The organism is Ramlibacter sp. (assembly GCF_041916345.1).
Lineage (GTDB): Bacteria > Pseudomonadota > Gammaproteobacteria > Burkholderiales > Burkholderiaceae_C > Ramlibacter.
Map to the genome: position 1 here is coordinate 1 of NZ_JAYRZR010000033.1, position 20,969 is coordinate 20,969.

Consider the following 20,969-nt stretch of genomic DNA (forward strand, 5'->3'; position numbering starts at 1 on the left):
ACCCGTTCCAGGGCATGCAGATCGGCGACGGTGTGCGCGAGAAGAAGGTCCGCCGCGAGGCGCCTTCCTACCTCACGTCGTGCGGGCTGGCCATGCGGAGGTTCCTGCAGTGATCCTCATCAACCTATTGCCGCACCGCGAGGCGGCACGCAAGCGCAGGCGCGAGGCCTTCTATGCCTCGCTTGGGGCGGCCGCCTTCGTCGGCGTGCTCATCGCCGGCGGCGTCTACCTCTGGTACGCAGCGCAGATCTCCAACCAGCAGGCGCGCAACCGGCTGCTGCAGAACGAGATCAAGAAGCTCGAGGCGCAGATCAAGGACATCGCCACGCTGCAGGCCGAGATCGCCGCGCTGCGGGCGCGCCAGCAGGCGGTGGAAGACCTGCAGGCCGATCGCAACATGCCGGTGCACCTGCTGAACGAACTGGTCAAGCAGCTGCCCGATGGCGTGTACCTCACCCGCATGCAGCAGACCAACGACAACGTAGCCATCGGCGGCGTCGCGCAGTCGAACGAGCGTGTGTCGGAGTTGCTGCGCAACCTCGGCTCGGGCACACCCTGGCTGGCACGCCCCGAGCTGGTGGAAATCGTCGCCGGCAACGTCGCGGTGGGCCCGAAGGAGACGCGGCGCGTCTCCAACTTCAGCATCCGCGTGAAGCTGCTGCGCGCCAGCGAGGCCGCGAAGGCGGCCTCCGCGGCCGGCACGGTCATCACGGTGGCGGCCGCGACGCCGCTGCCGGCGCCGGTGGCGGCGGGCAGCGCCCCGCGCCCCGCCGGCTCGGCCGCAGCGCCCACCACGGTGGCCGCGGCGGCCACTCCCGCCGCCTCGGCCAAGAAGCCGTGACCCCGAGAACGGACTGAACCATGGCCACCTCCATGCCCAAGATGGACTCCGCCGCGCTGAAGGACAGCATCGCCTCGCAGTTCCGCGGCCTCAACCCCAACGACCCGGCCTCCTGGCCCATCGTCCCCAAGGCCCTGCTGTGCCTCGCACTCACCGTCGGCATCGTCGTCGCGCTGTGGTTCGTGTGGCTCACCAACTCCGCCGACGAACTGGCCGCCGAGCAGAAGAAGGAAGAGACGCTGCGCGACGACTACAAGAAGAAGCTGGCGCAGGCCGTCAACCTCGATGCCCTGCGCAAGCAGCGCGAGCAGGTGCAGCAATACGTGACCCAGCTCGAGAAGCAGCTGCCCAGCAAGGCCGAGATGGATGCGCTGCTGTCGGACATCAACCAGGCCGGCCTGGGCCGCAGCCTCACCTTCGACCTGTTCCGTCCCGGCCAGGTCAGCGTGAAGGAGTACTACGCCGAGTTGCCCATCTCGGTGCGCGTCTCCGGCCGCTACCACGACATCGGGTCCTTCGCCTCGGACATCGCTCACCTGTCGCGCATCGTGACGCTCAACAACCTCGTCATCGTGCCGGCGCGCGACGGCAATCTCACGCTGGATGCGCAGGCCAAGACCTTCCGCTATCTGGACGGCGATGAGGTGGCCGCGCAGCGCAAGGCGGCGCCCAAGGGAGCGAAGAAATGAGAAGCCGCAGCCTCCTGATGGCGTCGGTGGTGGCGTTGTCCACCCTGACGGCCTGTGGCACCTCTGACACGGACGAGGTGCAGAAGTGGATGAACGACCAGCGGGCGATCACCAAGCCGCAGGTGCAGCCGATTCCGGAGCCGAAGAAGTTCACGCCGCAGGCGTACACGTCCGAGACCGGCACCGAGCCGTTCAGCAACCAGAAGCTGGCGCAGGCGCTCAAGCGCGAGGCGCAGCAGAGCGGCTCGACCAGCGCGGCCCTGCTCGCGCCGGAGCTGAACCGCCGCAAGGAACCCCTGGAAGCCTTCCCGCTGGACGCCGTGACCATGGTCGGCAGCCTGATGAAGATGGGGCAGCCCGTCGCGCTGGTACGGGTGGACAACCTCCTGTACCAGGTGCGCCCCGGCAACTACCTGGGCCAGAACTACGGGCGCATCACGAAGGTGGGCGAGACCGAGGTCGTGCTGCGCGAGCTGGTGCAGGATGCCGCCGGTGAGTGGATCGAGCGTACCCAGACACTGCAATTGCAAGAGAGGTCCAAATGAACAAGAGCAACACTCGGAGTTGGCGAGGGCTTTTCATCGCGGCAGCGGTGCTGGCTTCGGCCTGGTCGCTGTCGGCGCGGGCCGCTCCGGCGGTGCAGAACATCAGCGGAGCCGTCCAGGGCGGCTCCGAGGTGGTGCGCGTCGAATTCTCGGAGCCGCTCTCGGCCGTTCCGTCCGGCTTCGCCATCCAGGCGCCGGCGCGCATCGCGCTGGACGTGCCGGGTGCCACGAACGGGCTCGGTCGCAACGCGGTGGAGCTGAACGTCGGCAACCTGCGATCGGTGAACGTCGTGCAGACGTCGGACCGAGCCCGCCTCGTCCTCAACCTCAAGTCGCCCGCCAACTACCAGGCCCGCATCGACGGCAAGGCGCTGCTGGTCACGCTGGAGCCCACCTCGGCCACGGCCGCGGGCGGTGGCTCGGCGCAGCACTTCGCCGAAAGCCGCAACCGCGACGCCATGCCCATCAAGGACATGGACTTCCGCCGCGGCCCGGATGGCGCGGGCCGGCTGATCGTGGACCTGCCCAGCAACCAGGTCGGCGTGGACATCCGCCAGCAGGGGCAGAACCTGGTGGTCGAGTTCCTCAAGTCGTCGCTGCCGGAAGGCCTGCGTCGCCGCATGGACGTGACGGACTTCGGCACCCCGATCCAGAACGTCAGCACCTTCCAGGCCGGTGACCGCGTGCGCGTGGTGATCGAGCCCAAGGGCGTGTGGGAGCACAGCGCCTACCAGAGCGACAACCAGTTCGTGGTGGAAGTGCGGCCGCAGAAGATCGACCCGAACAAGCTGTCCCAGGGCCCCGGCTACACCGGCGAGAAGCTGTCGCTGAACTTCCAGAACATCGAGGTCCGCTCGCTGCTGCAGGTGATCGCCGACTTCACGAACTTCAACGTCGTCACCTCCGATTCCGTCACGGGCGCGGTGACGCTGCGCCTGAAGGACGTGCCCTGGGATCAGGCGCTCGACATCATCATGCAGGCCAAGGGCCTGGGCATGCGCAAGTCCGGCAACGTGCTGTGGATCGCCCCCAAGGAGGAGATCGCGGCCAAGGAGAAGCTGGAGCTCGAAGCCAACGCGGCCATCCAGAACCTGGAGCCGGTGCGCACCCAGTCGTTCCAGCTGAACTACAGCAAGGCGGCCGACATCGCCACCCAGCTCACGGGCCAGGGCTCGGCGCGCATCCTCAGCTCGCGCGGCAGCGCCATCGCCGAACCCCGCACCAACCAGCTGTTCGTGACCGACGTGCCCTCCAAGCTGGAGCAGGTGCAGCAGCTGATCGGCAAGCTCGACATTGCGGTGCGCCAGGTGCTGATCGAGGCGCGCATCGTCGAGGCCTCCGACACCTTCGGCAAGTCGCTGGGCGTGCGCCTGGGCGGCAGCGACCTGCGCGGCCTGCGCGGCGGTGACCCCGGCTACGCCCTCGGCGGCAACAACCGGGTGGCTTTCGGCGGTACCTACAACGCCGTCAGCGGCACCACGCTGGAATCCGTGTCCGCGCTGGACACGGTCAACACCAACTTCGTGAACCTGCCGGCCGTGGGCGTGGGGGGCTTCAATGCGTCCAGCTTCGCGATCTCTCTGTTCAGCTCCGCCGCCAACCGCTTCCTGAACCTGGAGCTCTCCGCGCTGGAGGCCGATGGCAAGGGCAAGCTGGTCTCCAGCCCGCGCATCGTCACGGCCGACAAGACCAAGGCGCTGATCGAGCAGGGTACCGAGTTCCCGTACCAGCAGGCCACCTCCAGCGGCGCCACCTCGGTGGCCTTCCGCCGCGCCACGCTGAAGCTGGAAGTCACGCCCCAGATCACGCCCGAAGGCAACATCATCCTGGACCTGGACATCAACAAGGACAGCCGCGGCGAGACCACGGCGGCCGGTATCGCGATCAACACCAAGCACATCAAGACGCAGGTGCTGGTGGAGAATGGCGGCACGGTGGTCATCGGCGGCATCTTCGAGCTGACCGAGACCGAGACCGAGGCGCGCGTACCGCTGCTGGGTGACCTGCCGGCCGTCGGCAACCTGTTCAAGAACCGGCGCCGCGAAAGCAACAAGCAGGAAATGCTGGTCTTCATCACCCCGAAGATGGTGGCTGACCGCTCCGCTGCCCGCTGAACGAAACTATCTTGCAAAGAGGACTCACTTCAATGATCCGACAACTGAAGTTCCTGGGGGGGCTGCTGCTGGCGGCCGGTCTGGCAGCCTGCGGCGGGGGAGGCGGCAGCGCCGGCACCACGAATGGCAGTACGGGCGGTGGCGGCACCACGACGGCGCCCGTGCCGGCTGCGATCGAGGTGTTCACGTCCGCACCGGAACTGACATCCGCTGCGAATTCGTCGATCAGCTTCACGGTGGTCGTGAAGGATGCCAACAATGTCGCGATGCCGCTCCAGACCGTGACCTTCGCGGCCACGTCGGGCAACATCCAGGGTGGTTCACCCACGCCGTCGACGGGTGCCGCTGGGGAGGCCATCACGACGGTCAGCCTCTCGCCTGGTGCAGATCGCGCCAACCGGGACATCACGGTCACTCTGAAGGCCGGTACCGTGTCCAAGGATGTGAAGGTTCCCGTGGTCGGAACCGCGATCACCCTCTCGGGTGACAGCTCCATTCTGTTGAACGGTTCCACCGTCTTCACGGTCCGGGCGGCTGACTCCGCTGGCCAGGCGGTGCCGAATGCCCAGTTGACGGTGGCATCCAGCCTCGGCGGATCCGTGTCTCCGACCACGGTGACGACCAACAGCCAGGGTGCGGGCACCTTCACCTACACCGGGACGCGATCGGGGAACGACAAGTTGACGGTCACCGGCCTGGGGACTTCCATCTCCACTTCGATCAGCGTGAGCTCTGACGAATTCCGGATCGAGTCGCCGGTTGCCTCGAGCACGGTCTCCATCGGGGCGACTCAGACCATGACGGTTCGAGTGCTCCGATCCGGTGTTCCCCTGTCGGGCCAGACGGTGACCTTCAGCACGACGCGCGGTTCCGTGTCGCCTGTCGCGGCCATGACCGACAGCAACGGTCGTGTGTCCACGGTGTTGTCTTCCACGACGACGGGCCCCGCCAATGTGCTCGCGCAGACGACTTCGTCCCAGGTGACGCTGCCGATCGTGTACGTGGCGACTGTCGTTGACACGGTGTCGCTGCAAGCGAACCCCGGTGCGATACCGCCCAACACCGGAACCAGCACGACCAATCAGGCCACCCTGCGAGCCACGGTTCGTGACCCGGCAGGCAATCCTGTGGCTGGGCGCGTCGTGAACTTCACCGCCATCAAGGACGCCAGCATCGGCACGATTTCCCCGGGCTCGGCGGTGACCGACTCGGCCGGTACGGCTTCCGCGCAGTTCATTTCCGGGCCGCAGCCGACCGGCAACAACGAGGTCCTGCTTCAGGCCACGGCACAGAATTCGACCGCAGTTGGCACGGCGGTCATGACGGTGAGCACGCAGGCGCTGTTCATTTCCATCGCGGAAGGCAACGAGGTCGGCCAGCTTGACCAGACGACCTACGAGAAGACGTTCTCGGTCTACGTCACCGATTCCAACGGTGCGCCGGTGGCCAATCGCGTGCTGACGCTGGGCTATGTGCCCGACTATTACGCCAAGGGGACGCTGACCTGGAACGGCAAGAGCTGGGAACGCTCTGCCACTGCCTTCTGCCTCAACGAGGATGTGAATCGCAACGGGGTGCGCGATCCTGGTGAGGACATCAACAACTCGGGCAAGTTGGAGCCGGGGCTGCCGTCGGTGGTGGCGCCGTCTTCCGTGACGACGGGGGCCAATGGCTTCGTGACGTTCAAGGTCTACTACGGCGAGAACTACGTGCCCTGGGTGGGCGGTACCCTGTCGGCGCGTGCGGTCGTGGCGGGCACCGAGTCCGTGCGGACCTACGCGTTCGACCTGCAGGGTATCGCAACCGACTTCACCAACGAAGCAGTTGCACCTGCCGGCTCCATCAGCCCGTTCGGCACGGGGTCCAGCTGCACGGACCCCAACTGACCCCCATCCTGGTCGGAATGCCCGGCAGTGGCAAGTCCACTGTCGGGCGTTTGCTTTCTCGACGGCTCGGGTTGCCGTTCTTCGATTCCGACCACGTCATCGAGGAGCGGCTGGGCTGCACCATCCGTGATTTCTTCGCCCGGGAGGGCGAAGACGCGTTCCGGGATGTCGAACAGCAAGTCATCGCGGAACTCGCTGTCGGCCCGCCTTGCGTGCTGGCCACCGGCGGTGGCGCCGTCCTGCGGGAGGCCAACCGCAAGGCCTTGCGGGACCAAGGCCAGGTGATCTACCTGCACTCCTCGCCCGAGGAGGTGTTTCGGCGCACCCGCCACGACCGCAGCCGGCCGCTGCTGCAGGTGCAGGACCCGCTGGGGCGCCTGCGCGAGCTGTATGCCTTGCGCGATCCGCTGTATCGCGAGACGGCCCACTTCATCATCGAGACCGGCCGGCCCTCGGTGCCGACGCTGGTCAACATGATCCTCATGCAGCTCGAGCTCGCCGGGCAGGTGCCGCCGTCGCCTTAAACTGGCGGCATGGACGCTTCCTCCCAGGCCGTTGCGCAGACGGTCCGCATCGATCTCGACGAGCGCGGCTACGACATCCTGATCGGTCGCGGGCTGCTGGACGACCCGGCCACCTGGGCCGCCCTGCCCGGCAGAGCCGATGCGCTGATCGTGACCAACACCACCGTGGGGCCGCTCTACGCCGCACGGCTTCGTGCCGCGCTGGGCGAGCGCTTCGCCCGCGTGCACACCGTCGAACTGCCCGACGGCGAGGCCCACAAGGATTGGTCGACGCTCAATCTCATCTTCGACAGCCTGCTGGCGCGGGCCTGCGATCGCAAGACCGTGCTGTTCGCGCTGGGCGGCGGCGTGGTCGGTGACATGGCCGGTTTCGCGGCGGCATGCTACATGCGGGGCGTGCCGTTTGTCCAGGTGCCCACCACGCTGCTGGCGCAGGTGGACTCGTCGGTCGGCGGCAAGACGGCGATCAATCACCCGCTGGGCAAGAACATGATCGGCGCGTTCTACCAGCCGCAGCAGGTGGTGTGCGATCTGGAGACCCTCACGACGCTGCCGCAGCGCGAGCTGATCGCCGGCCTGGCGGAGGTCATCAAGTACGGGCCGATCGCCGACATGGCCTTCTTCGACTGGATCGAGGCGAACCTGGCTGCGCTGCTGGCGCGTGATGCGGCAGCGCTCGCGCATGCGGTGCGGCGCAGCTGCGAGATCAAGGCCTGGGTGGTCGGCCAGGACGAGCGCGAGGGCGGCCTGCGCGCCATCCTCAACTTCGGCCACACCTTCGGTCACGCCATCGAGTCCGGCCTGGGCTATGGCCAGTGGCTGCATGGCGAAGCGGTCGGCTGCGGCATGGTCATGGCGGCGCATCTCTCGCGTGCGCTGGGCCTGGTCGATGCGGCACTGGTCGATCGGGTCACCCGGCTGATCGAGCGCGCGGGGCTGCCCGTCATCGGGCCGGCGCTGGGCACCGCCCGGTACCTGGAACTGATGCGCGTGGACAAGAAGGCCGAGGCCGGGCAGATCCGCTTCGTCGTGATCGAGGCACCGGGCCGCGCGGGCGTGCGGCCCGCCACCGATGCGCAGGTCGGCGAGGTGCTGGCCGCCTGCACCCGCTGACGGACGCCGGGCGCATGACGCTCGCGCCCTATGCCAGCGATCCCGCGCGCAGCCGCGGGCGGCGCCACCCGGAGGCGCCGGCGCCCACCCGGACCGACTTCCAGCGCGACCGGGACCGCATCGTCCATTCCACGGCGTTCCGGCGCCTCGTCTACAAGACGCAGGTGTTCCTCAATCATGAAGGCGACCTGTTCCGCACGCGGCTCACGCACTCCATCGAGGTGGCGCAGCTGGCGCGCTCGATCGCGCGGCCGCTGGGCCTGAACGAAGACCTGGTGGAGGCCATCGCGCTGGCGCATGACCTGGGGCACACACCGTTCGGCCACGCCGGCCAGGACGCGCTGAATGCCTGCATGCAGGGCCTGGGCGGCTTCGAGCACAACCTGCAGAGCCTGCGCGTGGTGGACCGCCTGGAAGAACGCTATCCGGCCTTCGATGGCCTGAACCTGAGCTTCGAGACGCGCGAGGGCATCCTCAAGCACTGCTCCCGCGTCCATGCGCAGCACCTGGAGCAGGTGGAGCCCGGCGGCGTGGCGCGCCGGTTCCTCGACGGCACGCAGCCCTCGCTGGAGGCGCAGCTGTGCAACCTGGCCGACGAGATCGCCTACAACGCGCATGACATCGACGACGGCGTGCGCTCGGGCCTGATCACGCTGGAGCAGGTCGCGCAGGTGCCGCTGTTCGGCCTGCATTGCGCGCAGGCGCGTGCCGAGCATCCGGATCTGCAGGGTCGCCGCCTGCTGTATGAGAGCATCCGGCGCATGCTCAGTGCCCTGGTCTATGACGTGATCGACGCCACGCGCGAGCGCCTGCAGGCGGTGGCGCCCGCGGATGCGGACGCGGCGCGCGCCGCCGGGCCCATCGTCCGCTTCAGCGAGCCGCTGCGCGAGGCCTCCGTGGCGCTCAAGCGCTTCCTGTTCGCCAACCTGTATCGCCACCCACGCGTGATGGAGACCACCACCCAGGCGCAGGAGGTGGTGCGCGACCTGTTCGAGGCCTACCGTTCCAGGCCGGCCGAGATGCAGGCGGGCTTCGCGGCCCAGCCGGATCGCCCGCGGGCGGTGGCCGACTACGTGGCCGGCATGACCGACCGCTTCGCGCTGCGCGAGCACGAGCGCCTGACCGGGCGCAAGCTCCTGGCCGCGACGTGAGGGGGGCGGTCGGTCCGGCCTGGCTGGTGATCCTCGCCGGCGTCTGTGCGGCCCTGCACATCGGCAAGCTGCCGCCGGCGCTGCCGGTGCTGCGCGACGCGCTGGGCGTCACGCTGGTGCAGGCGGGCTTCCTGCTGTCCATGGTGCAGGTGGCGGGCATGACGCTCGGCCTGGTGCTGGGCGCGCTGGCGGACAACCTGGGCGGGCGTCGCGCCATGCTCATCGGGCTGCTGCTGCTGTCGCTGGCCAGTGCGCTGGGCGCGGCAGCGCAATCCGCGACCGCGCTGCTCACGCTGCGGGCGCTCGAGGGCTTCGGGTTCCTGCTGGTCTCCCTGCCCGCGCCCGGCCTGCTGCGGCGTTATGTGCCGGTGACCCACCTGAGCCGGATGCTTGGCTTCTGGGGGGCCTACATGCCCACCGGCACGGCGCTGGCCCTGCTGGCCGGGCCGGCGGTCATCGCGCTGGCCGGCTGGTCGGCGTGGTGGTTGCTGCTGGCCGCCATGTCGGGCGGCATGATGGCGTGGCTGGCCTGGGGGCTGCCGGCCGATCCCTCGCGCGAGACGGCGGCCACCCGCTCGGGGGCTGTCCCCGGTGGGCGTGGAAGGCTGCGCCGCACGCTGTCGAGCCTCGGCCCCTGGCTGCCGGCCCTGGGGTTCGCCACCTACTCGGGACAGTGGCTCGCCGTCATCGGCTTCTTGCCCACCATCTATGCGCAAGCTGGCTGGGCAGGGACCGTCGCCGCCTTTGCCACCGCGGCCGCCGCGGCGGTCAACATGGCGGGCAACATCGGCGCCGGCCGGCTGCTGCACCGGGGCATCCCGCCGCCGCGGCTGATGCAGGCGGGTTACGTCGCGATGATCGCGGGCGCGGCCATCGCCTTTGCGCCCTGGACCACGGAATCCGGGCCGATGGTCGCCGCCGTCCGCTTCAGCGGCGTGCTGCTGTTCTCCGCTGTCGGCGGGCTGGTCCCCGGCACGCTGTTCTCACTGGCCGTGCGGATGGCGCCCGATGATTCCACCGTCTCCACCACCGTTGGCTGGATGCAGCAGTGTTCCGCCTTCGGGCAGTTCGCCGGACCGCCGCTGGTGGCTTGGGTGGCTGCGCGGGCCGGTGGCTGGGAGGTGGCGTGGTGGGTCACGGCGGCCTTCGCCGCGTGCGGACTGGCGGTCACCTGGCGCATCGCGCGGTGGCTGGAGGCTGCCCCGCGCAAGGCGCAGGGCTAGAATCCAGCTGCACCATTCAACCCTCGCGACCATGAGCTTCCTCAACCAGCTCAAGACCCAGGCCAAGTCCCTGCAGACGCTGCGCATCGAGCAGGACCAGCAGGCCGAGGAGCGTTGCGTCGCGACGGACAAGGCGGCCCGCTTCGTCATGCACTACCTGGAGGACCTGGCCAAGCAGCTGTCCGTCATCCAGCCGCCCGGGCCCGCCTTCACCCTCGACGGCAAGACGCCATGGCCCGCGATGAAGCTGCGCGACTTCCGGGTCGACGTGCGGCGCAAGATGATGCTGAACCGCGAGGTCATCGACTACATCTCCATGGGCTGGGACGTCGTGCCCCAGATCGGCGAGCCGGTGGGCGGCATCGTGCGCGCCAATTTCCCGACGGACCTGCAGCGCATCGAGTCGCGTCTCGCCATGGGCCCCGTGCGGCATGAGCGCAAGGAAGTGCGGCATCCCGAGAAGAACACGCTGCTGGAGATCCGCTTCGAGTACATCACGCAGACCCGTGGCTCGGTGATCGCCACGACCGACGCGGACAAGTCGCAGATCGTCTTCCGGCTGCTCAACACGCTGGGCTTCGAGGTCGCCGTCATCCCCTGGCCGGTGCATCGCATCGGGCATGACTCGATGGACGAACTGGCCAAGCGGATCGTGGCGCAGCCCAGTGGCTTTGTCTGAGGCCGTCGTGACCGACGCCGCCACCGCCATCGCCGACACCAGGCGCTGGCTGGAACGCGCCGTCATCGGGCTGAACCTCTGCCCGTTCGCCAAGGGCGTGCACGCCAAGGGCCAGGTCCACTACGCCGTGGCGACGGAGGGTGATGCGCAGGCGGTGCTGCGTGTCTTCCGCGACGAACTCCAGGCGCTGCTGGCGGCCGATCCGGCGGATCGGGACACCACCCTCCTGATCGTTCCGTCGGGCCAGGACGACTTCCACCGCTTCCATGCCCTGGTCGGGCAGGCCGAGCGCATCGTGCGGCGCGAAGGCCTGGAGGGCGTGGTGCAGGTCGCGCACTTCCACCCGGCCTTCGTATTCGCCGATGCCGACGAGGATGACATCGCCAACGCGACGAACCGGGCGCCATACCCCACACTCCACCTGCTGCGCGAGGCCAGCATCGACCGCGCCGTGGCGGCCTTTCCCGACGCCGCGGCCGTCTACGAGGCCAACATCCGCTGCCTGCGCGAGCTGGGCCCGGAAGGCTGGCGGGCGCTGGACGTCGGGCCTTCGTCATGAAGCGCCGCGTGGAGGAATCGGCCCGCGGGCGGTCAGGCGCGCCGGCGGCGCGGGCGCCGCGGCCAGCGCCTGCCGATGAGGTGCGCGCCCAGCTCGAGCTGCGGCCCGGCCAGTCGCTGGCCCTGCTCAGCGAGCTGCATATCCTCACCCGCGACGGTCGCATCAACCAGGATTCGCGCCGCAAGCTCAAGCAGGTGCTGCACCTCGTCCAGTTCATCGAGGCGCTTATCGAGGAGCTGCCGGGCGGCCCGCAGCCGGTGCGTCTGGCCGATCACGGCGCGGGCAAGTCCTATCTCGGCTTCATGCTGCATGACCTGGTGTTCCGGGCTGCAGGGCAGGGCGAGGTCTATGGCATCGAGACCCGCGCCGATCTGGTCGAGCGCGCGCGGGCGCTGGCCGAACGGCTGGGCTTCGAGCGCATGCACTTCATGCACCTGAGCGCCGCGGATGCGGCGGACGCCCCCGGCCTGCCGGAGCGCTTCGACGTGGTCACGGCGCTCCACGCGTGCGACACCGCGACCGACGATGCCATCGCCTTTGCGCTGCGCAAGCAGGCGCGTGCCATCGCGCTCGTGCCCTGCTGCCAGGCCGAGGTCGCCGCCAGCCTGCGCCAGCACAAGGCCCTGGCACTGGCCCGCACGCCGCTGGCCGAGCTGTGGCGGCATCCGCTGCACACCCGAGAGCTGGGCAGCCAGGTCACCAATGTGCTGCGCTGCCTGTACCTGGAGGCGATGGGTTACCAGGTCACCGTGACCGAGCTGGTCGGCTGGGAGCACAGCCTGAAGAACGAGCTGATCCTGGCCCGCTGGACCGGCCAGCGCAAGCGCGCCGCCGCCGACCGCCTGACCGCCATCCTGGCCCAGTTCGGCCTGGAAGACCTGCGCCCGGTCCGCTTCCCCGCGCTCCAATAATTGGGGTCAGATTCCAATTTATGATGGGCCGATGGCCCGTCTGCCCCGCCTGACCGTTCCTGGGTATCCCCATCACATCGTGCAGCGCGGCAACAACCGCCAGCCGATCTTCACCGACCGCGCCGACTACGAGCTGCTGCTCGATCTGCTGGCCGAACATGCCCGCACCCAGCGTGTCGCCCTGCACGCCTACGTGTTGATGAGCAATCACTTCCATCTGCTGGCCACGCCGGACACGCAGGAGGGGGTGCCTGCGCTGATGCAGGCGGTGGGGCGCTCCTACGTGCGGCAGTTCAACCGTCGCCATGGCCGTACCGGCACCCTGTGGGAGGGTCGCTACCGATCCACGCTGATCCAGGCGGAACGCTACTTGCTAGCGTGCATGGTCTACATCGACCTGAATCCGGTGCGTGCAGGCATGGTGGCCGATCCGGCCGCGTACCCCTGGTCCAGCCACGCGCACTACGCAGGCCGTCGGGTCGACCGGCTCGTCACGCCGCATGGCCTGTGGTGGGAGCTGGGCAATACCCCCTTCGCCCGTGAAGCCGCCTATGCGGAGCTGGTCCGCACCGGCCTGAGCGATGCGCAGCAGCGTGCGCTCACTGATTCGGTGCTGGGTGGCTGGGCGCTGGGCGAAGCCGACTACGTGGCGGACCTGCAGGTGCGGACGGCCCGGCGTCTGGTCCGGTCCAAGGCAGGCCGGCCTCCGGCCGCGGACGATTGATCTGTCCCCAATTAAAGAGGCGGCGACATGAAGCCCTGAGTAATTGGAATCTGACCCCAATTATTTTGCTTGGCAGGCATGGTGCGGTGCAGTAGATTCGGGTTTCCCCGAGCTACCCAACAGGAGTGCGCCATGACGACGGCTGCCGAGATCGCCCATTTGCAAGAACAAGGCCTGTACGCGGGCGCGAACGAGCATGACGCCTGCGGCGTCGGCTTCGTGGCCCACATCAAGGGCGAGAAGAGCCACGCCATCGTGGGCCAGGCGCTGAAGATCCTGGAGAACCTGGATCACCGGGGCGCCGTCGGCGCCGACAAGCTGATGGGCGATGGCGCCGGCATCCTGATCCAGATCCCGGATGCGCTGTACCGCGAAGAGATGGCGAAGCAGGGGGTGGAGCTGCCCCCGCCCGGCGAGTACGGCATCGGCATGGTGTTCCTGCCCAAGGAGCATGCCTCGCGGCTGGCCTGCGAGCAGGAACTCGAGCGCGCCATCAAGGCCGAGGGCCAGGTGCTGCTGGGCTGGCGCGACGTACCGGTGGATGCCGACATGCCGATGTCGCCCACCGTGCGCAAGAAGGAGCCGATCATCCGCCAGGTGTTCGTCGGCCGCGGCAACGATGTCATCGTGCAGGACGCGCTGGAGCGCAAGCTGTACGTGATCCGCAAGACGGCGAGCGCCGCCATCCAGAAGCTGCGCCTGAAGCACTCCAAGGAGTACTACGTCTCCAGCTTCTCCAGCCGCACCATCATCTACAAGGGCCTGCTGCTGGCCGACCAGGTGGGGGTGTACTTCAAGGACCTGCGCGACCCTCGCTGCATCTCGGCCCTGGGCCTGGTGCACCAGCGCTTCTCCACCAACACCTTCCCCGAGTGGCCGCTGGCTCACCCGTACCGCTACGTCGCGCACAACGGCGAGATCAACACCGTCAAGGGCAACTACAACTGGATGCGTGCGCGCGAGGGCGTGATGTCCTCGCCCGTGCTTGCCGCGGACCTGAAGAAGCTCTACCCCATCAGCTTCGCCGACCAGTCCGACACCGCCACCTTCGACAACTGCCTGGAACTGCTCACCATGGCCGGCTACCCGCTGGCGCAGGCGGTGATGATGATGATCCCCGAGCCGTGGGAGCAGCACACCACGATGGACGAGCGCCGCAAGGCCTTCTACGAGTATCACGCGTCCATGCTGGAGCCCTGGGACGGCCCGGCCTCCATCGTGTTCACCGACGGCCGCCAGATCGGCGCCACGCTGGACCGCAACGGCCTTCGCCCCTCGCGCTACTGCGTGACGGACGACGACCTGGTCATCATGGCCTCCGAATCCGGCGTGCTGCCCGTGCCCGAGAACCGCATCGTGCGCAAGTGGCGGCTGCAGCCCGGCAAGATGTTCCTGATCGATCTGGAGCAGGGCCGCATGATCGACGACGAGGAACTGAAGTCCTCGCTCGCGAACAGCAAGCCCTACAAGCAGTGGATCGAGAACCTGCGCATCCGCCTCGATGACCTGTCCGACACCTCCGGCCAGGCCACGGCCAGCACGGTGGAACTGCTGGACCGCCAGCAGGCCTTCGGCTACACGCAGGAGGACATCAAGTTCCTGATGTCGCCCATGGCCCAGACGGGCGAGGAGGGCATCGGTTCGATGGGCAACGACAGCCCGCTGGCCGTGCTGTCCGACAAGAACAAGCCGCTGTACAACTACTTCAAACAGCTGTTCGCGCAGGTGACCAACCCGCCGATCGACCCGATCCGCGAGGCGATCGTGATGTCGCTGGTGTCCTTCATCGGCCCCAAGCCGAACCTGCTGGACATCAACCAGGTCAACCCGCCGATGCGGCTGGAGGTGAGCCAGCCGATCCTCGACTTCGCCGACATGGCGAAGCTGCGCGAGATCGAGAAGCACACCCACGGCAAGTTCCGCAGCTACACGCTGGACATCACCTACCCGCTGGCCTGGGGCCGCGAGGGCGTGGAGGCCAAGCTCGCCTCGCTCAACGCCGAGGCGGTGGACGCGCTCAAGTCAGGCAAGAACATCCTGATCATCAGCGACCGCGGCGTCGGGCCGGGACAGGTGGCGATCCCGGCGCTGCTGGCGCTGTCGTCCATCCACCAGCACCTCATCCGCGAAGGCCTGCGCACCACTGCCGGCCTGGTGGTGGAGACCGGCTCCGCGCGCGAGGTGCATCACTTCGGCGTGCTGGCCGGCTACGGCGCCGAGGCCGTGCACCCCTACCTGGCGATGGAGACGCTGGTCTCCATCCACAAGGACCTGCCGGGTGACCTGAACCCCGACAAGGCCATCTACAACTACATCAAGGCGATCGGCAAGGGCTTGTCGAAGATCATGTCCAAGATGGGCGTGTCGACCTACATGTCCTACTGCGGCGCCCAGCTCTTCGAGGCCATCGGCATCAACAGCGACACGATCGAGAAGTACTTCACCGGCACCGCCAGCCGCGTCGAGGGCATCGGCGTGTTCGAGATGGCCGAGGAAGCGATCCGCATGCACAAGGCGGCCTTCGGTGACGACCCCGTGCTCGCCGGCATGCTGGACGCCGGCGGCGAGTACGCCTGGCGCACCCGCGGCGAGGAGCACATGTGGACGCCCGATGCCATCGCCAAGCTGCAGCACAGCACGCGCGCGGGCAACTTCAGCACCTACAAGGAGTACGCGCAGATCATCAACGACCAGAGCCGCCGCCACATGACGCTGCGCGGCCTGTTCGAGTTCAAGGTCGATCCCGCGCGGGCCATCCCGCTGGACAAGGTGGAGCCCGCCGCGGACATCGTCAAGCGCTTCGCCACCGGGGCCATGTCGCTCGGCTCCATCTCCACCGAGGCGCACTCCACGCTGGCCATCGCCATGAACCGCATCGGCGGCAAGAGCAACACCGGCGAAGGTGGCGAGGATCCTGCGCGCTACCGCAACGAGCTCAAGGGCATCCCGATCCGCAACGGCCAGACCATGGCCGAGATCATCGGCCGCGACGTCGTGGAGGTCGACATCCCGCTGAAGGAGGGCGACTCGCTGCGCTCGCGCATCAAGCAGGTGGCCTCCGGCCGCTTCGGCGTGACGGCGGAATACCTCGCCTCGGCCGACCAGATCCAGATCAAGATGGCGCAGGGCGCCAAGCCGGGCGAGGGCGGCCAGCTGCCCGGCGGCAAGGTCTCCAAGTACATCGGCAAGTTGCGCTACTCGGTGCCGGGCGTGGGCCTCATCTCCCCGCCGCCGCACCACGACATCTACTCGATCGAGGATCTCGCGCAGCTGATCCACGACCTGAAGAACGTGGCACCGCACGCCTCCATCAGCGTCAAGCTGGTGTCCGAGGTCGGCGTCGGCACCATCGCCGCGGGCGTCGCCAAGTGCAAGGCCGACCACGTGGTGATCGCGGGCCATGACGGCGGCACGGGTGCCTCGCCCTGGTCGTCGATCAAGCACGCGGGCTCGCCCTGGGAGATCGGTCTCGCCGAGACGCAGCAGACGCTGGTGCTGAACCGCCTGCGCAGCCGCATCCGCGTGCAGACCGACGGCCAGATGAAGACCGGCCGCGACGTCGTCATCGGTGCGCTGCTCGGCGCCGACGAATTCGGCTTCGCCACCGCGCCGCTGGTGGTGGAGGGCTGCATCATGATGCGCAAGTGCCACCTCAACACCTGCCCGGTGGGCGTGGCCACGCAGGATCCGGTGCTGCGCAAGAAGTTCTCGGGCAAGCCCGAGCACGTGGTCAACTACTTCTTCTTCGTCGCCGAGGAAGTGCGCCAGATCATGGCGCAGCTCGGCATCCGCAAGTTCGACGATCTGGTGGGCCGCGCGGACCTGCTCGACACGCGCAAGGGCATCGCCCACTGGAAGGCACGCGGCCTGGACTTCACGCGCCTGTTCGCGCAGCCCAAGGTGCCGGCGGACGTGCCGCGCTTCCACTGCGAGGAGCAGGATCACCGTCTCGACAAGAGCCTGGACCGGGTGCTGATCGAGAAGTCCCGCGCCGCCATCGACCGCGGCGAGAAGGTGCAGTTCATCGAGGTGGCGCGCAACGTCAACCGTTCCGTGGGCGCCATGCTGTCGGGCGCGGTCACGAAGGTGCACCCTGAAGGCCTGCCGGACGACACCATCCGCATCCAGCTGGAAGGCACGGGCGGCCAGTCCTTCGGCGCCTTCCTGACCCGCGGTGTCACGCTCTACCTGATCGGCGACGCCAACGACTACACCGGCAAGGGCCTGTCCGGCGGGCGGGTGGTGGTGCGTCCCAGCATCGACTTCCGCGGTGTCGCCACGCAGAACATCATCATCGGCAACACCGCGCTGTACGGTGCCACCTCCGGCGAGGCCTTCTTCAGCGGCGTGGCGGGCGAGCGCTTCGCCGTGCGCCTCTCCGGTGCGACAGCGGTGGTCGAAGGCACCGGTGACCACGGCTGCGAGTACATGACGGGCGGCACGGTGATGGTGCTGGGCAAGACCGGCCGCAACTTCGCCGCCGGCATGTCGGGTGGCATCGCCTACGTGTACGACGAGGACGGCCAGTTCGCCAGCCGCTGCAACACGGCCATGGTCTCGCTGGAGCGCGTGGGGACCCACGCCGAGCAGCAGGCGTCCGTAGGCCGCAGCAAGCTGCACCGCGACCAGACCGACGAGCAGATCATCCGCAAGCTGCTGGAGGAGCACAACCGCTGGACCGGCAGCAAGCGCGCGCGCGAGCTGCTGGACAACTGGGCGGAAGCGCGCCAGAAGTTCGTGAAGGTCTTCCCCAACGAGTACAAGCGCGCCCTGGGCGAGATGTACGAGCGCGAGGTGGAGCTCGCCAGCACCGGCAACAACGCGCACGTGGCCATGAAGCACGAGACGGCCGCGGCCAAGTAAACGATTCGAGGACGAGAACATGGGAAAAGTCACCGGCTTCCTGGAATACGGCCGCATCGAGGAGGGCTACAAGCCCGTCACCGAGCGGGTGAAGCACTACAAGGAATTCGTGATCGGCCTCGACGACGAGCAGGCCAAGGTGCAGGGCGCGCGCTGCATGGACTGCGGCACGCCGTTCTGCAACTCGGGCTGTCCGGTCAACAACGTCATTCCCGACTTCAATGACCTGGTCTATCGCCAGGACTGGCAGAACGCCTTCGCGGTGCTCGATTCCACCAACAACTTCCCGGAGTTCACCGGCCGCATCTGCCCCGCCCCGTGCGAGGCCGCCTGTACGCTGAACGTGAACGACGACGCGGTGGGCATCAAGTCGCTGGAGCACGCCATCATCGACCGCGCCTGGGAGAACGGCTGGGTGAAGCCGCGGCCCGCGAAGCACCGCACCGGCAAGAAGGTCGCAGTGGTCGGCGCCGGCCCGGCCGGTCTGGCCGCCGCGCAGCAGCTCGCCCGCGTCGGCCATGACGTGACGGTGTTCGAGAAGAACGATCGCGTCGGCGGCCTGCTGCGCTACGGCATCCCCGACTTCAAGATGGAGAAGTCGCACATCGACCGCCGCGTCGAGCAGATGAAGGCCGAAGGCGTGGTGTTCCGCACCGGCGTCATGGTCGGCGCCCTGCCCGCGGGTTCGAAGGTCACGAACTGGGCGAAGGAGACGGTGACGCCCGAGCAGCTGCAGAAGGAGTTCGACGCCATCCTGCTGACCGGCGGCGCGGAGCAGTCGCGCGACCTGCCCGTGCCCGGCCGCGACCTGGACGGCATCCACTTCGCCATGGAATTCCTGCCGCAGCAGAACAAGCTGAATGCCGGCGACAAGATGAAGGGCCAGATCCGCGCCGACGGCAAGCACGTCATCGTGATCGGCGGCGGTGACACCGGCAGCGACTGCGTGGGCACCAGCAACCGGCATGGCGCCAAGAGCGTGGTGCAGTTCGAGCTCATGCCCCAGCCGCCCGAGGAGGAGAACCGCCCCCTCACCTGGCCTTACTGGCCGTACAAGCTGCGCACCAGCTCCAGCCACGAGGAAGGGTGCCAGCGCGAGTTCGCCATCGCCACGAAGGAGTTCGTCGGCGCCAAAGGCAAGGTCACCGGCCTGAAGACCGTGCACGTCGAGTTCAAGGACGGCAAGTTCGTCGAGATCCCCGGCACCGAGAAGGAATACGCCGCCGATCTCGTGCTGCTGGCCATGGGTTTCGTGAGCCCGGTCGCGACGGTGCTGGAAGGCTTCGGCGTCGAGCGCGACGCGCGCGGCAACGCCCGCGCCAGCACGGAGTTCCAGGGCGGCTACGTGACCAACGTGCCCAAGGTGTTCGCCGCCGGCGACATGCGCCGGGGCCAGTCGCTGGTGGTCTGGGCCATCCGCGAGGGCCGTCAGGCCGCGCGGGCGGTGGATGAATTCCTGATGGGATTCAGCGACCTGCCGCGTTGACCCCATGGCAGCCCGGCCGCTGCCGGGTCAGTATCATCCGGGGTTTCCCCTAAATCCTCCGGATGAATCCCCAGGACGCTCCGGCGCTGGTCGAATGCCGAAACCTGAGTTTCGGCTACGGCGAGCGCCGCATCCTCGACAACGTGAGCTTCACCATCCCGCGCGGGAAGGTGACCGCGCTCATGGGTGCGTCCGGTGGCGGCAAGACGACGACCCTGCGCCTGATCGGCGGGCAGGTGCGGCCGCAGGGCGGCCAGCTGCTGTTCGACGGCACCGATGTCGGCGCGCTGGATCGGGAGGGCCTATTCGCGGTGCGCCGGCGCATGGGCATGCTGTTCCAGTTCGGCGCGCTGTTCGCCGACATGAGCGTGTTCGACAACGTGGCCTTCCCGCTGCGCGAGCACACCGACCTGCCCGAAACCCTGATCCGCGACATCGTGCTGATGAAGCTCCAGGCCGTGGGCCTGCGCGGTGCGCGCGACCTGATGCCCTCGGAGATCAGCGGCGGCATGAACCGCCGCGTGGCCCTGGCGCGTGCGATTGCGCTGGACCCGGATCTCGTCATGTATGACGAGCCGTTCTCGGGGCTGGATCCGATCTCGCTGGGCACCGCCGCGCGCCTGATCCGCCAGCTCAATGACACGCTGGGCATCACCAGTCTCGTGGTCTCGCACGAGATCCCCGAGACCTTCCACATGGCCGACCAGGTGATCGTCATCGCCAACGGCCGCATCGCGGCGCAAGGCACGCCGGACGACGTGCGCGCCTCGAAGGATCCGCTGGTCGTGCAGTTCGTCAATGCGCTGAGCGACGGGCCGGTGCAGTTCCACTATCCCGGGCCTGGCGTGGCCGAGGATTTCGGCGGAGGCCTGCGATGAGGTGGTGGCACCCGGCCGACGTGGGGCATGCAACGCGAACCATGATGGCCCAGTGGGGCTACGGCGCGCGCCTGCTGGCACGCCTGGTGCTGCTGTTCGGCCCCACGATGCGCCGGTTCGGGCTGGTGCGCGACCAGATCCACTTCCTGGGCAACTACTCGCTGGCCATCATCACCGTCTCGGGCCTGTTCGTGGGCTTCGTGCTGGGCCTGCAGGGCTACTACACGCTGCAGCGCTACGGCTCCTCCGAGGCGCTGGGCCTGCTGGTGGCGCTGAGCCTGGTGCGGGAACTCGGGCCGGTCATCACCGCGCTGCTGTACGCCGGGCGTGCGGGCGCCTCGCTCACCGCCGAGATCGGCCTCATGAAGTCCGGCGAGCAGATGGCGGCGATGGAGATGATGGCGGTGGACCCGGTCAGCCGCGTGCTGGCCCCGCGCTTCTGGGCCGGCGTGATCGTGATGCCGCTGCTGGCGGCTGTGTTCAGCGCCGTGGGCGTGCTGGGCGGCTACGTGGTCGGCGTGCTGCTGATCGGCGTGGACGCCGGCGCCTTCTGGAGCCAGATGCAAGGCGGCGTCGACGTGTTCAAGGACGTGGGCAACGGCGTGGTCAAGAGCTTCGTGTTCGGCGTCGCCGTCACCTTCGTGGCGCTGCTGCAGGGCTACGAGGCGCAGCCCACGCCCGAGGGCGTGTCCAGTGCCACCACCCGCACGGTGGTGATCTCTTCGCTGTCCGTGCTCGGGCTGGACTTCATCCTCACCGTGATGATGTTCAGCATCTAGGAGA

At 68.2% G+C, this 20,969-nt stretch carries 18 protein-coding genes; all 18 read left to right on the forward strand.

What is annotated here, in order from left to right; all coding sequences use genetic code 11:
* On the forward strand, positions 1–113 hold a 113-nt coding region (pilM, locus tag ACE3T5_RS10685; protein ID WP_374667452.1), incomplete at its 5' end, for a pilus assembly protein PilM.
* Positions 110–841 carry a PilN domain-containing protein gene (locus ACE3T5_RS10690; protein ID WP_374667358.1) on the forward strand — a complete coding sequence of 244 codons (732 nt, stop codon included), beginning with the start codon at positions 110–112 and terminating at the stop codon, positions 839–841. The genes pilM and ACE3T5_RS10690, both read left to right, overlap by 4 nt.
* Positions 842–861: 20 nt before the next feature.
* Positions 862–1,530, forward strand: coding sequence for a type 4a pilus biogenesis protein PilO (locus ACE3T5_RS10695; protein ID WP_374667360.1), 669 nt, complete (start codon positions 862–864; stop codon positions 1,528–1,530).
* Positions 1,527–2,075 (forward strand): pilus assembly protein PilP, encoded by a 549-nt coding sequence (locus ACE3T5_RS10700; protein WP_374667362.1) that lies wholly within the window; start codon positions 1,527–1,529, stop codon positions 2,073–2,075. Before ACE3T5_RS10695 ends, ACE3T5_RS10700 begins: the two co-directional genes overlap by 4 nt.
* Positions 2,072–4,189 (forward strand): type IV pilus secretin PilQ, encoded by a 2,118-nt coding sequence (gene pilQ, locus ACE3T5_RS10705; RefSeq protein ID WP_374667364.1) that lies wholly within the window; start codon positions 2,072–2,074, stop codon positions 4,187–4,189. The genes ACE3T5_RS10700 and pilQ overlap by 4 nt, the downstream gene beginning before the upstream one ends.
* Before the next feature lie 32 nt (positions 4,190–4,221).
* Positions 4,222–6,075 carry an Ig-like domain-containing protein gene (locus ACE3T5_RS10710; protein ID WP_374667366.1) on the forward strand — a complete coding sequence of 618 codons (1,854 nt, stop codon included), beginning with the start codon at positions 4,222–4,224 and terminating at the stop codon, positions 6,073–6,075.
* Entirely contained in the window at positions 6,072–6,599 is a 528-nt protein-coding gene (locus ACE3T5_RS10715; RefSeq protein ID WP_374667454.1) for a shikimate kinase, read from the forward strand. The genes ACE3T5_RS10710 and ACE3T5_RS10715 overlap by 4 nt, the downstream gene beginning before the upstream one ends.
* 9 nt (positions 6,600–6,608) lie before the next feature.
* Positions 6,609–7,712 (forward strand): 3-dehydroquinate synthase, encoded by a 1,104-nt coding sequence (gene aroB, locus ACE3T5_RS10720; RefSeq protein ID WP_374667368.1) that lies wholly within the window; start codon positions 6,609–6,611, stop codon positions 7,710–7,712.
* A gap of 14 nt (positions 7,713–7,726) precedes the next feature.
* Positions 7,727–8,863, forward strand: coding sequence for a deoxyguanosinetriphosphate triphosphohydrolase (locus ACE3T5_RS10725; protein WP_374667370.1), 1,137 nt, complete (start codon positions 7,727–7,729; stop codon positions 8,861–8,863).
* Positions 8,860–10,086 (forward strand): CynX/NimT family MFS transporter, encoded by a 1,227-nt coding sequence (locus ACE3T5_RS10730; RefSeq protein WP_374667372.1) that lies wholly within the window; start codon positions 8,860–8,862, stop codon positions 10,084–10,086. Before ACE3T5_RS10725 ends, ACE3T5_RS10730 begins: the two co-directional genes overlap by 4 nt.
* Before the next feature lie 31 nt (positions 10,087–10,117).
* Positions 10,118–10,765: a hypothetical protein gene (locus ACE3T5_RS10735; RefSeq protein WP_374667375.1), complete on the forward strand. Its 648-nt coding sequence runs from the start codon at positions 10,118–10,120 to the stop codon at positions 10,763–10,765.
* Entirely contained in the window at positions 10,707–11,324 is a 618-nt protein-coding gene (locus tag ACE3T5_RS10740) for a DUF1415 domain-containing protein (RefSeq protein ID WP_374667377.1), read from the forward strand. The genes ACE3T5_RS10735 and ACE3T5_RS10740 overlap by 59 nt, the downstream gene beginning before the upstream one ends.
* Positions 11,321–12,235: an SAM-dependent methyltransferase gene (locus tag ACE3T5_RS10745; RefSeq protein ID WP_374667379.1), complete on the forward strand. Its 915-nt coding sequence runs from the start codon at positions 11,321–11,323 to the stop codon at positions 12,233–12,235. The genes ACE3T5_RS10740 and ACE3T5_RS10745 overlap by 4 nt, the downstream gene beginning before the upstream one ends.
* Positions 12,236–12,266: 31 nt before the next feature.
* Positions 12,267–12,959 carry a transposase gene (locus tag ACE3T5_RS10750; RefSeq protein WP_374667381.1) on the forward strand — a complete coding sequence of 231 codons (693 nt, stop codon included), beginning with the start codon at positions 12,267–12,269 and terminating at the stop codon, positions 12,957–12,959.
* Positions 12,960–13,091: 132 nt separating this feature from the next.
* Positions 13,092–17,822, forward strand: coding sequence for a glutamate synthase-related protein (locus ACE3T5_RS10755; protein ID WP_374667383.1), 4,731 nt, complete (start codon positions 13,092–13,094; stop codon positions 17,820–17,822).
* A gap of 19 nt (positions 17,823–17,841) precedes the next feature.
* Complete coding sequence (locus tag ACE3T5_RS10760) at positions 17,842–19,308, forward strand: glutamate synthase subunit beta (RefSeq protein ID WP_374667385.1); 1,467 nt, start codon at positions 17,842–17,844, stop codon at positions 19,306–19,308.
* 62 nt (positions 19,309–19,370) lie between these two features.
* On the forward strand, positions 19,371–20,186 hold the full coding sequence (locus ACE3T5_RS10765) for an ABC transporter ATP-binding protein (RefSeq protein ID WP_374667387.1): 816 nt from the start codon (positions 19,371–19,373) through the stop codon (positions 20,184–20,186).
* Positions 20,183–20,965, forward strand: coding sequence for a lipid asymmetry maintenance ABC transporter permease subunit MlaE (gene mlaE / locus ACE3T5_RS10770; RefSeq protein ID WP_374667389.1), 783 nt, complete (start codon positions 20,183–20,185; stop codon positions 20,963–20,965). The genes ACE3T5_RS10765 and mlaE overlap by 4 nt, the downstream gene beginning before the upstream one ends.
* Positions 20,966–20,969: the final 4 nt, after the last annotated feature.